The 13373-nt window shown below is 61.3% G+C and carries 15 protein-coding genes; 7 read left to right on the top strand and 8 right to left on the bottom strand.

The features are described 5' to 3' along the window. Positions 1-28 precede the first annotated feature (28 nt). Entirely contained in the window at positions 29-307 is a 279-nt protein-coding gene (locus ABH944_RS17900) for a PXPV repeat protein (protein ID WP_404607893.1), read from the top strand. A 78-nt stretch (positions 308-385) separates the two neighbouring features. Here ABH944_RS17900 and ABH944_RS17895 read toward each other — a convergent pair whose 3' ends face one another. Continuing rightward, positions 386-778 (bottom strand): hypothetical protein, encoded by a 393-nt coding sequence (locus tag ABH944_RS17895; protein ID WP_404607891.1) that lies wholly within the window; start codon positions 776-778, stop codon positions 386-388. 298 nt (positions 779-1076) lie between these two features. Between ABH944_RS17895 and ABH944_RS17890 the strand changes: the two genes are divergently transcribed. After that, positions 1077-2048, top strand: coding sequence for a bifunctional helix-turn-helix transcriptional regulator/GNAT family N-acetyltransferase (locus ABH944_RS17890; protein WP_404607890.1), 972 nt, complete (start codon positions 1077-1079; stop codon positions 2046-2048). Positions 2049-2101: 53 nt separating this feature from the next. On the opposite strand, the gene ABH944_RS17885 is transcribed toward ABH944_RS17890, so the two are convergent. After that, positions 2102-3034 carry a LysR substrate-binding domain-containing protein gene (locus tag ABH944_RS17885; RefSeq protein ID WP_404607889.1) on the bottom strand — a complete coding sequence of 311 codons (933 nt, stop codon included), beginning with the start codon at positions 3032-3034 and terminating at the stop codon, positions 2102-2104. A gap of 162 nt (positions 3035-3196) precedes the next feature. On the opposite strand from ABH944_RS17885, the gene ABH944_RS17880 reads away from it, so the two are divergent. Further along, positions 3197-3721: a hypothetical protein gene (locus tag ABH944_RS17880; RefSeq protein ID WP_404607888.1), complete on the top strand. Its 525-nt coding sequence runs from the start codon at positions 3197-3199 to the stop codon at positions 3719-3721. 46 nt (positions 3722-3767) lie between these two features. Here ABH944_RS17880 and ABH944_RS17875 read toward each other — a convergent pair whose 3' ends face one another. From ABH944_RS17875 to ABH944_RS17865, 3 genes are all read right to left on the bottom strand, one after another. Then, positions 3768-4970 (bottom strand): porin, encoded by a 1203-nt coding sequence (locus ABH944_RS17875; protein ID WP_404607886.1) that lies wholly within the window; start codon positions 4968-4970, stop codon positions 3768-3770. Between the two features lie 83 nt (positions 4971-5053). Continuing rightward, positions 5054-6565: a sodium:solute symporter family protein gene (locus tag ABH944_RS17870; RefSeq protein WP_404607884.1), complete on the bottom strand. Its 1512-nt coding sequence runs from the start codon at positions 6563-6565 to the stop codon at positions 5054-5056. Then, entirely contained in the window at positions 6562-6843 is a 282-nt protein-coding gene (locus tag ABH944_RS17865) for a DUF3311 domain-containing protein (protein WP_062092806.1), read from the bottom strand. Before ABH944_RS17865 ends, ABH944_RS17870 begins: the two co-directional genes overlap by 4 nt. Positions 6844-7126: 283 nt before the next feature. On the opposite strand from ABH944_RS17865, the gene ABH944_RS17860 reads away from it, so the two are divergent. The 3 genes from ABH944_RS17860 (at position 7127) to ABH944_RS17850 (ending at position 9130) form a co-directional block, all read left to right on the top strand. Next, a complete protein-coding gene (locus ABH944_RS17860) occupies positions 7127-7507 on the top strand; it encodes a TIGR04076 family protein (protein WP_404607882.1) in 381 nt (126 codons plus the stop codon). Then, complete coding sequence (locus tag ABH944_RS17855) at positions 7504-8562, top strand: aldo/keto reductase (protein WP_404607881.1); 1059 nt, start codon at positions 7504-7506, stop codon at positions 8560-8562. Before ABH944_RS17860 ends, ABH944_RS17855 begins: the two co-directional genes overlap by 4 nt. A 118-nt stretch (positions 8563-8680) precedes the next feature. Continuing rightward, complete coding sequence (locus tag ABH944_RS17850; RefSeq protein ID WP_404607879.1) at positions 8681-9130, top strand: PaaI family thioesterase; 450 nt, start codon at positions 8681-8683, stop codon at positions 9128-9130. A 96-nt stretch (positions 9131-9226) separates the two neighbouring features. Here ABH944_RS17850 and ABH944_RS17845 read toward each other — a convergent pair whose 3' ends face one another. Both ABH944_RS17845 and ABH944_RS17840 read right to left on the bottom strand, forming a co-directional pair. Next, entirely contained in the window at positions 9227-10543 is a 1317-nt protein-coding gene (locus tag ABH944_RS17845) for an MFS transporter (RefSeq protein WP_404607877.1), read from the bottom strand. Positions 10544-10608: 65 nt separating this feature from the next. Then, a complete protein-coding gene (locus ABH944_RS17840; RefSeq protein WP_404607875.1) occupies positions 10609-11790 on the bottom strand; it encodes a M20 aminoacylase family protein in 1182 nt (393 codons plus the stop codon). Between the two features lie 157 nt (positions 11791-11947). Between ABH944_RS17840 and ABH944_RS17835 the strand changes: the two genes are divergently transcribed. Further along, positions 11948-12880 (top strand): LysR substrate-binding domain-containing protein, encoded by a 933-nt coding sequence (locus tag ABH944_RS17835; RefSeq protein WP_404607874.1) that lies wholly within the window; start codon positions 11948-11950, stop codon positions 12878-12880. Here ABH944_RS17835 and ABH944_RS17830 read toward each other — a convergent pair. Continuing rightward, positions 12863-13336: an Lrp/AsnC family transcriptional regulator gene (locus ABH944_RS17830; protein WP_404607872.1), complete on the bottom strand. Its 474-nt coding sequence runs from the start codon at positions 13334-13336 to the stop codon at positions 12863-12865. The genes ABH944_RS17835 and ABH944_RS17830 overlap by 18 nt on opposite strands. Positions 13337-13373: the final 37 nt, after the last annotated feature.

The raw sequence follows: 13373 nt of genomic DNA, 5'->3' as shown, positions 1-13373 counted from the left end.
CGTCTACTCGTCTGATACGGAGGCAAAAATGAAAAGCAGAATGTTGATCGCGCTAGGACTTGGGGCAGTCATCCTCGGGGCTTCGCAGATGGCCAATGCGGGCGTTTCACTCGGATTCAACATTGGCGTGCCGGCACCGGTTTACCTCGCGTCCGCCCCGGTTTACGCACCGCCGCCCGCCTATGTCGCTTATCAGCCGGCGCCAGTGGTTGTGCCGACGGTGGTGATCGGCTGGCACGGCGGCCAGTACTGGGATGGCCATCACTGGTGGTCCCGTCGTGACTGGAATGCACGGCGCCATTGGTAGGGCTGCGGCTCCGCGTTAACCGTGTCTTCGCCGCCGTGTGCCGCGCCGCGAAGAACCGCGGCTGCGGCTCGGTCGCAATCAGGCGTTGCCCGGGACATGAACAATGCGCTCACGCAAGTAGGCGCAAACGAAGCCATTGAGCTCCCGCCGCACCTCCTGTAAGCCAAGCTCGCCGCGCGACGCGGCCGCATGGACCACGCCTTCGACTGCCGACGCGAGTACCTGGGCTGCGATGGTATCGCGCGCGGCGCCGCGTCCCTGCGTGCCTGGCCGGATCAACGCCTGGTAACGGCGCAGATATTCCGCCTCGAACGCATCATGGCTCTCCCGGGCCGTGAGCGGCACTTCGTCCAGTAGCACCCGATGCAGTCTCTGATTGCCCGAATGGATCGTGATGATGCCGTCGATCACCCGGGCCACCCGCGTCTCGAGCCGGATTGCATCGCCGCGTTCGTCGGGGTCGGGCAACACCGCGAGTACCGCGCCGAGATGGCACCTCCATTGCGCCGACCGAAATCGATTCGTTTCAGCTCCCCATCAAGGGGATCACACTGCGCGGCTATAGCGCAGAAGAGGACCCTGACGCGTTTGACGAATGGACGCAACGCCTGGATGAATGGCGGCATGAATGCGCCATCCACCTTCCATGCACGAGCTTCAGCGGCCTCGATAACGCTCCGCAGGCATTGCAGGGGGAGGCTTGTGCGGGGCGGCTCAGAGGGGTTGTGCTCGTCGAACTCAACGAAGTAAAAGCGGGAAGCAGTTCCGCATGCCGTCGCTCATCACCGCCGCTGTTCGTCCGTTGAGGTTGACGAACCAAATATCTCTGACTAAAGTCAGAGATATGAACGCATCCGACATTCTCCAGATTCGTAGCTTTAACCGCATAGTTGCCGAGAGCATTGGCGCTATCGATGATCGATTCCTCGGACGTGGCCGCCCAATGGGTGAATCGCGCCTCCTATGGGAAATCGGCGTCGACGGCGCGGATGTTCGCACTCTTCGCGCGCGTCTAAACCTCGACTCAGGCTATCTCAGCCGTACGCTCGCCTCTCTCGAACGACAAAAACTTGTGGCTGTCGTGACTCATCCGGGCGACCGCCGGGTACGCCGCGCTTGTCTGACTCAGGCTGGCCGCAAGGAAAGGTCTGAACTCGAACGGCTCTCGGACGCGGTGGCTGCACGGGCCCTCGAGCCGCTATCCGATGGGCAGCGCAGAAGACTCGTTGCTGCAATGTCTGAAGTCGAGCGCTTGCTACAGGCATCGCTTGTGCATTTCGCACTTGAAGATCCCGGCAGTGATAACGCCCGCTGGTGCTTTGAACAGTATTTCAGCGAACTTGATGAGCGCTTCGACGCAGGATTCGACCCGTCGAAAAGCCTGTCGGCAGACGCCCATGAACTAACAGCACCGGAGGGCGCGTTGATCGTGGCAAGCCTCCATGGAAGTCCCATAGGCTGCGTAGCGCTTAAATTTCATAAGAAGTCTCCAGCCGAGCTCAAACGGATGTGGGTGAGCCCTTCTGCTCGCGGTATGGGTATAGGCAGGCGGTTGATTGATCAGGCGGAGAAACATGCCCGGCAGACCGGCGTCCGCGTTATCCGCCTTGAGACAAACCGAACGCTACACGAGGCGATCGCTCTGTACCGGCAATCCGGATACGTTGAAGTCGATGCGTTCAGCGCAGAACCGTACGCCCATCACTGGTTTGAAAAGCGACTGGTTGGCAATCGGTTTTAGAGGTGGTGATCGCAGGGGTGATCGCTATCCTGGTTACCATGTCCAGCACGTTTTCAGGATCCGTCATCGGGAGCGACAGCGTTCTGGTATTTAACGTGGTCGATGAATGCGCGAAGTTTCGGCAAGACCTGGCGTCTGCCTGAGTGGTATAGAAAAACGCCTGGCGTGGTGACGGCGAAGGGTCTCAGCAGCGCTTGCAACCGGCCGTCGGCAAGCGGTGCTGCGGCAATCGGCCCGGGCACTTGTGCAAGTCCCACACCTCGAATCGCCGCTCCGAGGAGTGTGGGATAGTCGCGCGCGATTAGCGGGCCGGAGACGATTGCCTCAACTGCCTTGTTGCCGTCGATAAAGGACCAGGGCGCGATCGACCCGTTCGAGCGGCGTATGCGCAGGCAGGTGTGGTCTTGCAGATCATCAATGCGTTCTGGCCGGCTTTGCCGACTTAGATAATCAGGGCTGCCAACGACCTCGAACGGGAACGACGGCGTCAGCCGAACCGCGACCATGTCGGCCGCGATGAACTGGCCCATCCGGACGCCGGCGTCAAACCCTTCGGCCGCGAGGTCGACCGACTCCGCGCTCGCGACAATCTCGACCTCGACCTCGGGATAGGCACGGCAGAAGGATGCGATCAGTGGATCCAGTACGATCGGCACTACCGCGCTCGGCACGGAGAGGCGCAGCAGTCCGGTCGGTCGTTGTCCGAGTTCACGCGCGACCTCGCTTGCAGCGACGAGTTCTTCGAAGGCGGGTTTTGCTCGCGAAAGGAATCGTTCGCCGGCTTCGGTCAGGCCGACACTGCGCGTTGTGCGCACGAACAGCGCGGCGCCGACGCGCGCCTCGAGTACGCGTACCGTCTGGCTGATCGCCGAAGGCGTCACCCCGAGTTCAGCCGCCGCCTTACGAAAACTGCGGTGCCGGGCAACGCTCAGGAACGCCTCGACACCGTCGATTGCGCCTTGCCGGACTGTGAAGTTTTGCTTCATAACGCATCAATATTATCGGGAATAGTCGCCCGCCGGAAGCGATCCTACAATCGGCTTGCGGATCAGGAATTCCACCAATAGCTCGGGTGGCGGCGGGCCGGCCCGGCATCCTGACCGCGGTGTTCGAGGCCGTGTCGACCAACCCCTGACAGGAGTTCCGCAATGTCACCCGAAACCCTCTTCCAGATACATCTTGTTCTAGGCTATGTCGCGTGGCTGCTTTGCTTCATCGTGTACATCCTGCCCAAGCTCAAGTCGATGGAGCGTGTCGACGCGCAGCGCGTCATTGCCACCCTGCACAGCTTCCGCTTCTTCGGGCTTGTCTTCATCCTTCCCGGCGTTGTCGGACCCGGTCTGCCGGCCAGCTTCGCCCAGTTCGCCGCTTATGGCGACTTCCTGACAGGAGTGCTGGCCATCTTCGCGCTGCTTACCTTCAGGATACGTCTACTCTTCTGGTTTTTCGTGGTCGCCTTCAATCTCGCGGGGGCGGCGGATATCATCGTCGACTATTATCACGCGGTTCGGATCGGCCTTCCTGCGATGGCGGGGCAACTGGGCTCGACATACGCGATCGCGATCATCTACGTGCCCCTGCTGATGATCACGCACTTCGTCGCGTTCTATTTTCTCACCCGTCCTAAGTCCACGGCGGCTTGGGCTCTAGCCGGTGATGCGGCCGCCTCTTAGCTCGGACCAGGCGCCAGGGCCATGCGACCTTCAACATCGTGACGCCTTAGAACGCGTGGGTAATCCCGACCGACACGAGCACCTGTTTTGCCGAACTGGAGTCTACTCCGGCACCGGCAATTTCAGCTATCGCGGTTCTCCCCACGTTCGCCCCCGCCGAGTTGAAAACCGGCGCTATTCCGTCCCCGCCCGCTTTCTGGAACACGGCCACGGCGAAGAGGCTGGTGCGCTTGGAAATGGAATAGTTGGTGCCCAGGTTGATCTGTTGGAAAGTCGGCTTCAGGCCTTCGTAATCGGCCTTGCCCGCGTTATAGATATAAGCGCCTCCCACCAGCAGGGCAGGCGTGATGTGATAAGTGGCAGTGACTTCGTAGCTGTCCAGTTTGAAATCGCTGCCGCTGCCGGCATTGGCGAAACCGTTGGCTACGAAATACTGGCTGTTCTTCAGGAGCGTATGCGAATAGACCAGGCCCACGTTAGCATTGCCTATGGAATAGGATGCCCCCGCGCTAAGGACCTTCATCGCATTCGCATCCTGCAGTGCGACGTAGTTGTTAAGAGATCCTACGTAGTTACCGTTGGACGCATACACACCACCCGTCCCGTTCGCGCTGGTCGCGGGCGTGTTGATATCGAGGTAACCGGCGGCAAACGCAAAGGGTCCCGCCGTATAGGAGCCCGCCAGCGCCCACACGCGGTTGGTTGAGAAGTTACCCGCCTGACCGCCCGGGCTGAACATGCCGTCGACTTGCAAGCCGTTCCAGACGGGACTCACATACTTGATCACGTTGTTGATGCGGATCGACTGGTTCAGGTTGTCCAGGTCGCCGAAGTGCGAGCCGTAACCAGTTGCAAAGTTATTGCTCGACGGAAACATGCCGACCGTATCCGACAACGAATCGTACTGGCGTCCAAGTGTGATAGTCCCGTAGTTGTTCGTCAATCCGACGAACGCCTGCCGCCCGAATTCCGTGCCTCCCTGGCCCAGCCTTCCGTTCTGGATGTTGAAGCCGTTTTCCAACGTGAAGATCGCTGCATTGCCGCCGCCCAGGTCCTCGCGGCCTTTCAGGCCCCATCGGTTGCAGCCGGGCGGCGCGCAGGTTTCCGTTTCGTATACGGGCCCCTTGCCGGTGTTATTGACGTAGGTAACCCCTGCCGTCACGAGGCCATAAAGCGTCACGCTGCTTTGGGCGAATACGACTTGAGGCGACGCGATTAACGCGCCAATACAGAACCAGCTCTTTTTCACGGCGATCTCCAGAAGGCGTGTCAAGGGTGCAAACGCGGATAAGGCGAAGGAGGGTTCGAACAGGTGTTGTTATTGACCGCGTCTCACGCGCCGAGCTTGTAGCCGGTGCGGGAAGTCGCCGGCGGCGCGGCGCTGTCCAGCAGACCGATTCCAACGGCGGCCCGTGCGGGTGCGGGCGTGACAAGACTGACAAGAATGGTGACGGCGGCGTTGATCGCCATGGCGATCAGGCCGGGTTCCCATTGCGGCCAGTGTGTGCCCCAGTAGTGCGCGGAGAACGGTGCGAGCAACGCAATGAAGCCTGCCAGCATGCCGGCCAGAACACCGGTTGCATTCGTGCGTCTCCAGAGGAAACCGAGAAACACACCAGGAGCGAGCATGCCGATAGCTGAGTACGCATCGAGGAGAATCTTGACGAGCGACCCCTTCTGGGCGAGGGACAAGTACACGGCCACGCCCGCAAAACACACGAGCGAGGCGCGCGATAACGCCAGCGATTGACCTTCGCTCAGACGCGGAGCGAACGGCCGCACGACATTGCGCGTGAAGATCGAACCAGCGGCGACCAGCAACAGGGCACCCGGCGCAAGCGCAAGCAGGAATCCGGTTCCCGCCACCAGCCCGATCACCCAGGACGGATAACGCTCCGACACGAACTGCAGCAACGCGGCATTCAGGTTGTCGCCGGGCGGATGCGTATTGGCGAGCAGCGCGGCAAAGCCGAGCAGGATGATGAAGAAGTACGCGAGCGAATACAGCGGTTGCCAGATGGCATTGCGTCGAATGGAGGTCGCGCTGCGCGCCGAGTACGACATCTGGAACAGATGCGGAAACACCCAGTTGCCGAGCGCAATGTTGATCGCCGAGGTCATCAGCCAGATGGCGGTGGTGGGCGAACTGGCGTCGAGTCCAGGGAACTTGCCGATGCCCGGATGCCTGGCTTCGACCATGCCGAAGATATCGAGCAGCGACCCGGCGCCGACCTTGGCCGCCACGGTCGCGCTCAGCAACACCACGACGACGATCATCAGCACGTCCTTCACGCCCGCGGCGAACGCCGCCGAGCGGATGCCCGCAACGAACACGAACGCAATCATGAGCAAGCCTGCAACGATAGTCGCCGTGTGGCTCGAGATGGAGTCATCGAGTGTGAGTTGCACGATCAGTCCCAGGCTCACCAGCTGGATCTGGACATACACGATCAGCGAGGCAATCCCGATCACGCCGGTGATTACGCCGAGCCAGGGTGCGTCGAAGCGGGCAGCAAAGAAGTCGGCTTGCGTGACCAGCTTGCCGAGCCGGCCGGCCTTCCAGATGCGGGGCATCAACCAGTATCCGACTGCGTAACTCATCGATACCGAACAGAAGGCAAGGTAGGCCGGTGCGCCAAGCGCCCATGCGTAGCCGGAAATACCGAGCACGGCGAAGGTCGTGTAGACCTCGCCGGCATTCATGAACCAGAAGATCAGCGTGCCCAGGCTGCGTCCGCCGACAGCCCACTCCGCGAGCGTTGCGCCTTTGCTGGTACGCCGCCCGTAAGCGACCGCGCCGACTACGGTCGCCAGCAGGATGCACAGCACGATGGTTATTTTCATTGCGCATCTCCCGTGGACGCAGAGGTTCTCTCCAGGAAGGCGGCTTCCTCGTCTTCCACCCCCGCGCGGCGATCCATGAAGAACACCAGTCCTATGACGATGCTCGCCAGGACAATGCCGGCCATCTGCCAGAACATGGGGAAGGGCAATCCGAACGGCCTTGCGGCGATGTCGTTCACCGCCGGCGCCAACGCGGCTTGCCAGATGAATGGAATGGCCAGCATCCACCGGTACCAGTAACGAGGGCGACTTCGTTCACCTTGATAGCTGCTGTCCATGCCACCTCCTGTAAGTTGTGACTGCACATATTGTGAAGTGAAGTGTGCACTCAGGCAGCACACAAACTCAAGCGTGTCAAAAACAAATAATTGAAATTTCCAACCTAAAACCGGGAAAACGCTTAGAAAAATCGTTTACTGGATAGGGGCGTGCAGTATTGACGTACAAAATAACGATACGTACACTCGATCAAAGTGTATGTTCAGGCTGCACGAAAACGCCGTGCATATCGCGCGGCGCGACTGCCGGGCCGCTACGGCACCCTTATTCCAGGAGATATCCATGCCTTCCACCCAAGACCCGACCGCCTCCGCAGACGATGTTTTCGAGCTATACGACCTGCGCGTCGAGGTCGTCGCACCGGACGGGGCGAAGCTGTACTGCGGTGCCAAGGTGGGTGACTACTTCGAGCTGAAGGGCGAGATGCTTCATCTGCCGGCCGGTCAGGGTTTTTCCATTTACTCGCTCGCCGCGCTGCTGCCGCTGCTCGCGTCCAAGCAACGGCGGCTGCATCCGAATGACTGGATGAGTACCGACGCCGAGGTCGCCTGTCCCGATCCAAACTGTCCCTCGCGTTTCAGGATCGTGCGCTCGGGCCTGCGCCGCTTTAGCCACGCCGACACCACGGCCGTCAAACTTCCCTCCACGGAGCAACATCAATGAGTTCGCAGTACAGCATCAACCTGGCCCCCGGTTACACCATTTCGCGTCTGCTCAAGGGCGGCTGGCAGCTCGCCGGCGGCCATGGTTCGGTGGATAGGGAAGCCGCGATCGCCGACATGGCGGCCTACTACGAGGCCGGCATCACGACGTTCGACTGCGCGGATATCTACACGGGCGTGGAAGAAATGATCGGTGAATTCCGTCGCGACTACGTGGTTCGCAAAGGGCGGGACAGCCTTCGCAATCTGCGCGTCCACACCAAGTACGTTCCCGATCTCGCGACCCTTCCCACACTCGATCGCCGGCAGGTCGAACGAACGATTGACCGGTCGCTGAGCCGCCTGGGTGTCGAACGTCTCGATCTGGTGCAGTTTCACTGGTGGGACTACAACGTGCCGCGTTATCTCGAGACGGCGCACTGGCTCACCGAGTTGCAGCGGGCAGGGAAGATCGCGCATCTTGGCGGCACCAATTTCGATACCGCGCACACTCGCGAACTGGTTGAAGGCGGGACGCGGCTCGTCAGCATGCAGGTTCAGTACTCGTTGCTGGATCAGCGTCCGTTGGCGGCGCTTTCGCCGTTTTGTGCGGGCGCGGGCATGCAACTGCTGTGCTACGGGACGGTTGCGGGAGGTTTTCTGTCGGAGCGCTGGCTTGGCAGGAGCGAGCCGACCAATGATCTCGAGAACCGGTCGCTCGTCAAATACAAGCTGATGATCGATGACTTCGGGGGCTGGGATTTGTTTCAGCAGCTTCTGGCGGCGCTGAAGGTAATCGCGGAGCGCCATGCGGTGTCCATTCCGACTATCGCAATGCGCTGGGTGCTTCAGCAACCGCTGGTCGCAGCCATTATTGTCGGCGTGCGGCGCGGCGATCATTTGCCCGATCACCTGCGCGTGATGCAAGCGACGCTGGATCCCGCTGATCTGGCAGCGCTCGACGCCGTGCTGGCGCAGCGCCGTCCGCTCGAGGGTGATGTCTACAGCAGCGAACGGGATCTGGAAGGGCGCCACGGACGGGTCATGAAATACGACCTGAACGAGACGCCGCATTGATTGCGCTGTCTTGTTTCGAGCCCGCATGGACATTCATAAACGTCCGGGCTCGAGCCCGCTCCAGCGAAGTGTGCATATTCACAGTATCATCGTTTTCAAATCAACCGGAGATGAAACGATGAGCCTTGTCGATGAAACCGGCGCGGGTCTCGACGGCCTCGCGCAGTTGCGTGCGCTGATGTCGTCGGGACGCAAGCCCGGAATTATGGTGTCACTGGATTTCGACTTCGTTGAGGTCGATGCGGGCCTTGCTGTCTTCACCGGCATGCCTGGCGATCACGCGTATAACCCGATCGGCACGGTTCATGGCGGCTATGCAGCCACGCTGCTGGATTCGGCATGCGGTTGTGCCGTGCATTCACGGCTCACGGCCACGCAGGCGTACACCACGCTTGAGTTGAAGATCGCGTATCACAAAGCGGTCACGCGCGACTCCGGGTTGCTGCGCGCCGAGGGCCGCGTGATCTCGATCGGGCGGCGCGCCGCATTCGCCGAAGCCACACTGACCGATGCTACCGGGCGCTTGTATGCATCGGCGACGTCGACGTTGCTGGTGTTCGAACGCTGATCGTTGCGAGTGAAACTGGGGGCGGCTGGTCGTGTCTCTCGCAGACCAGGCCGCCAGCCCCGGAGTATCCGTACCTATGCCGCCGCACCTGCTCGATCAATCCAGCGCCGCCTGCGACTTTTCATCCATGAAGGCGACGGCGATCAACCCCAGCAGGCCGCAGCCGATCACATACCATGAGGGCGCGAGCACACTGCCGGTCGCCACGATCAGCGAGGTCACGAAGAATTGCGCGAAGCCGCCAAAGATCGCGACGCCAAGGCTATAGACCACGGCGCCGCCGGTCGCCCGGACCGAACGCGGAAACAGCTCGCCGAGCATGGCGCCAACGCCGCCAATATTGATCGCGTGCACCGAGGAAAGAAGCGTGACGACCGTGAGCAGCGTACTGGCCGTCGGCCAGCGGTTCAATGCAACGAAGGCCGGATAGATGGCGAGCAGCAGTACGACACGCGTGACTTGCGCGAGCGAGTTGCGTCCGAAGCGGTCGGACAAATATCCGCCGACCGGTGAGAGCACGAAAATAATCGCGCCCGATACACAACCCGACAGCATCGCGATTCCAGGCGGCAGGCCGAGCGTCTTGACGGCGTAGATCGACAGGTAGAACACGATGATGAAATGGGCCGATGTCCCGGCAATCGTCAGTCCCAGGCCCATCAGCACCGCACGCCGGTGATCGCGGAGTACATCGAGGAGAGGCAGCTTCGGCGCTTTCTGCTTCGGTGTCTGCACCGGCTCTTCTTCGAGCGTCTTGCGTAACCACCAGCCGACCGGCACGATCAGCGTGCCGATCAGGAACGGCACGCGCCATCCCCAGCTTTCGAGTTGCGCGGTCGAGAGGGTTGCTGTCAGCGCCACGCCCGTCAACGCGCCCGCGAGTGCGGCAAGCCCCTGGCTTGCGAACTGCCACGACGCATACAGGCCACGCCGGTTGGACGGCGCTTGTTCGAGCAGAAGCGTAGTCGACGCCCCCACTTCGCCGCCCGCTGAAAACCCCTGGATCAGCCGCGCGATGACAAGGATGACGGGGCCGAGGAAACCTGCTTGCCCGTAGGTCGGCGCAACGGCGATCATCGCGGCGCCCACTGCCATCAGCCCGAGCGTCAGGACCATCGCCTTCTTGCGTCCGGCGCGATCCGCGTACATGCCGATCACAAGCCCGCCCACGGGCCGCGTGAAGAAGCCCACACCGAAACTCGCGACCGCGAGCAGCAACTGTCCGACTGGATCGTGGACCGGAAAGAACAGCTTACCGATCAGTAATGCGAAGAATCCATAGACGGTGAAGTCGTAGAACTCGAGCGCATTACCCACTGCTGCCGCAGTGACGAGCCGCGCGCGGCTTTGCTTGCGCTGACCCGGCGTCGCGGCGGGCGCAACGTCGAGGCCTGATACGGTCGGTATGCTCATGTTTTCTCTCGAGACGCGGTGTGTGATGCTGGTGAAGTTGGGTGTGAAACGAGGCCCGAAATGATTCAGTCGGCCAGGTACGCTTCGGTCAGACGGACCCAGTAGCTCGCGCCAATGGCAAGAATGTCGTCGTTGAAGTCGTAGCCGGGGTTGTGGACCATGCAGCTCCCCTTGCCCTCGACGCCATTGCCGATCCATGCATATGCGCCCGGCACGACCTCGGCCATGAACGCGAAGTCTTCGCTGCCCATGAGCGGATGTGCCTGCGTATCCACGCGCTGCGCACCGAGCATCTTCTGTGCGACTTCAGCCGCGAACGCGGTCGGTTCGGCATGGTTCACGAGCACGGGATAACCCCATTCGTAATCGATCTCCGCCTCGACCCCGAACGACGCCGCCTGCGCATGCACGAGCGCCGTAATGCGTTGCCGCAACAGGTCGCGCACAGCGGGATCCAGCGCACGGATCGACAGTTTCATCTCGGCGGTCTGCGGAATTACGTTGAAGGTGTCGCCGGCCTTCACGCTGCCTACCGAGATCACCGCCGACTTTTGCGAGTCGATTTCCCGCGCCACAATGCTCTGCAGCGCGAGGATGATTCCCGCTACCGCGGGCATGGGGTCGCGCGACAGGTGGGGTAGCGCGCCGTGCCCGCCCAACCCGCGCAGCACGATGGTGGCGCGGTCGACTGAGGCCATCGCGGGGCCGGTGCAGAAGTTCATCCCACCCGTTTCGTAGCCCGGCATGTTGTGCAGGCCGAACACGGCGTCACACGGAAACTGCTCGAAGAGACCGTCCTGAATCATCGCGCGTGCGCCGCCGTAGCTTTCCTCGGCCGGCTGGAAGATCAGCGTCAGCGTGCCGGCAAACTGCCGGCTTTCTGCAAGGTAACGCGCTGCGCACAGGAGCATCGCGGTGTGGCCGTCGTGACCGCAGGCGTGCATGGTCTTCGGTACCGCGCTGCTGTAGGGAAGGCCGGTCGCCTCCTCGATGGGCAGCGCGTCCATGTCGGCGCGCAGGCCGATGCGCCGGCCGCCATTGCCTGTTTTCAGCACGCCCACCACGCCCGTCTTGCCGAGGCCGCGCGTTACCTCGTAGCCCCATTGCGTGAGCAGGCTGGCGACGAGGTCGCTGGTCGCCCGCTCCTGGAACGCGAGTTCCGGATTGGCGTGGATCTGGCGCCGCACGGCGATGAGGTCCGGCGCAATAGCTGCTATTCCGGGAATGACGGGATCGACTGACAGCATGGCTAACTCCTTAATCCTTAATACGTTTCGATATTCAGCGTGACTGATTCAACGTGACTGCTTCCGGTCAAGCATATAAAGTCACAAAGAAAACCAAAAGACAGTTAATTAAATTTGTGACAACCTCTAGTTGTCGGTATAAACCCTCGAATTCACGATGAAATATCATCAGTTGCGCGCGTTTCTCACCGTGGCCGAGCAGGGCAGCATTCGCGCGGCGGCGCGTAGCCTGCATCTGTCGCAGGCGGCATTGACGAAGGCGCTAAAAGAACTCGAACAGGACCTGGGCGTGCCGCTGGTACTGCGCACCGCGCGCGGCGTGCAATTGACCGCGTTCGGCTCGCAGTTGAGGATCCGGGCGCAGATGGTGGTGAGCGAGATGCGTCGGGCCGAAGACGACATCGAACATATGAAAGGTGCGGTTACCGGCAGCGTGGCGGCCGCCGTCACGCCGACCGCCGCGTTGTCGATCCTGCCTGAAGCGTTCAGCGCATTTCGCAAGAAGATGCCGCATGCGCGCGTGAGTTTTATCGAAGGATTTCCGGGCGTTGCGTTGCCGCGTTTGCGTGACGGGTCACTTGATTTCGTCGTGGCCGTGGTCGTGCCGGAGCATCTGGGTCCCGCATTCGACTACATCGAGCTATACAAGATCAGTTCGGTGGTCGTCGCGCGGCAAGATCATCCGCTCGCACAATGTACGTCCCTGGCTGAACTTGTCGACGCGGAATGGCTGTTGAATCCGTCGCCCGAAAGCTCGACGCGTGGGCTGCTCGATTTTTTCGCCGCGAACGGTTTGCCGGTGCCGCAGAAGATTATCGAGTGCCCGAGCTTCGTGATTGCGCACGGTTTGCTACGCGGCACGGATACCGTCGCGGTGTTGCCCAAGCCTTTGCTGGACCAGCCGTGGGTGCGCGAGGGCATTGCCGTGCTGCCCATAACCCACCTGCCGCCGCCCATTGCCATTGGTGTAGTGACGCGCCGCGACAGTCCGCTGACGCCGGCTGCTTCGTTGCTGCTGGATTGTTTGCAGGACGCGGTGGCGTCGCTGAAGTTGAATGTTCCGGCGCGCCGTTCAATCCAGGGGCGGTAAGCGGCGTTCGACGGGGGTTGACTTGATGATCGCCGTGCTGGTCTCGGCCCGCTCCGTGACCTTCGAAAGAATCTCGTCCAGTTGTTCGATTGTCTTGAGAAAGAGCCGGCAAACAAAACAGTCGTCGCCGGTGACCTTGTCGCATTCGACGAATTCGGGAATGCGCCGGATGGTTTCTTCCACCAGGTGCAATTGCCCAGGCAGTGGCTTGACCCGGACGATAGCCTGAAGCGTGTATCCGAGCGCACGCGGGTCGAGCTTGACCGCGAACCCCTGGATCACGCCACGCGCTTCGAGCTGGCGCACGCGCTCGGCGGTACTGGGCGCCGACAATCCAATCTGGCGCGCGAGTTCGCTGATTGCGATCCGGCCGTCTTCGGAAAGAATGGTCAGCAGATCGCGGTCGGTCTGGTCGAGCAAAACAAGACCCGGAGGGGAAGAAAGGCGATTCTTCAAATGGACCTTCGATTTGAAGTTAAAACGTCGATGTCCG

This window comes from Caballeronia udeis (genome assembly GCF_044909315.1).
Classification (GTDB): domain Bacteria; phylum Pseudomonadota; class Gammaproteobacteria; order Burkholderiales; family Burkholderiaceae; genus Caballeronia; species Caballeronia udeis_A.
This window is presented reverse-complemented; position numbering and strand designations above follow the sequence as displayed.

Coding starts and splice junctions, on each gene's coding strand:
- ABH944_RS17900 (WP_404607893.1), top strand. CDS start 29: ATGAAAAGCAGAATGTTGATCGCGCTAGGACTTGGGGCAGTCATCCTC.
- ABH944_RS17890 (WP_404607890.1), top strand. CDS start 1,077: ATGCCGTCGCTCATCACCGCCGCTGTTCGTCCGTTGAGGTTGACGAAC.
- ABH944_RS17885 (WP_404607889.1), bottom strand. CDS start 3,034: ATGAAGCAAAACTTCACAGTCCGGCAAGGCGCAATCGACGGTGTCGAG.
- ABH944_RS17880 (WP_404607888.1), top strand. CDS start 3,197: ATGTCACCCGAAACCCTCTTCCAGATACATCTTGTTCTAGGCTATGTC.
- ABH944_RS17870 (WP_404607884.1), bottom strand. CDS start 6,565: ATGAAAATAACCATCGTGCTGTGCATCCTGCTGGCGACCGTAGTCGGC.
- ABH944_RS17865 (WP_062092806.1), bottom strand. CDS start 6,843: ATGGACAGCAGCTATCAAGGTGAACGAAGTCGCCCTCGTTACTGGTAC.
- ABH944_RS17860 (WP_404607882.1), top strand. CDS start 7,127: ATGCCTTCCACCCAAGACCCGACCGCCTCCGCAGACGATGTTTTCGAG.
- ABH944_RS17855 (WP_404607881.1), top strand. CDS start 7,504: ATGAGTTCGCAGTACAGCATCAACCTGGCCCCCGGTTACACCATTTCG.
- ABH944_RS17850 (WP_404607879.1), top strand. CDS start 8,681: ATGAGCCTTGTCGATGAAACCGGCGCGGGTCTCGACGGCCTCGCGCAG.
- ABH944_RS17845 (WP_404607877.1), bottom strand. CDS start 10,543: ATGAGCATACCGACCGTATCAGGCCTCGACGTTGCGCCCGCCGCGACG.
- ABH944_RS17840 (WP_404607875.1), bottom strand. CDS start 11,790: ATGCTGTCAGTCGATCCCGTCATTCCCGGAATAGCAGCTATTGCGCCG.
- ABH944_RS17835 (WP_404607874.1), top strand. CDS start 11,948: ATGAAATATCATCAGTTGCGCGCGTTTCTCACCGTGGCCGAGCAGGGC.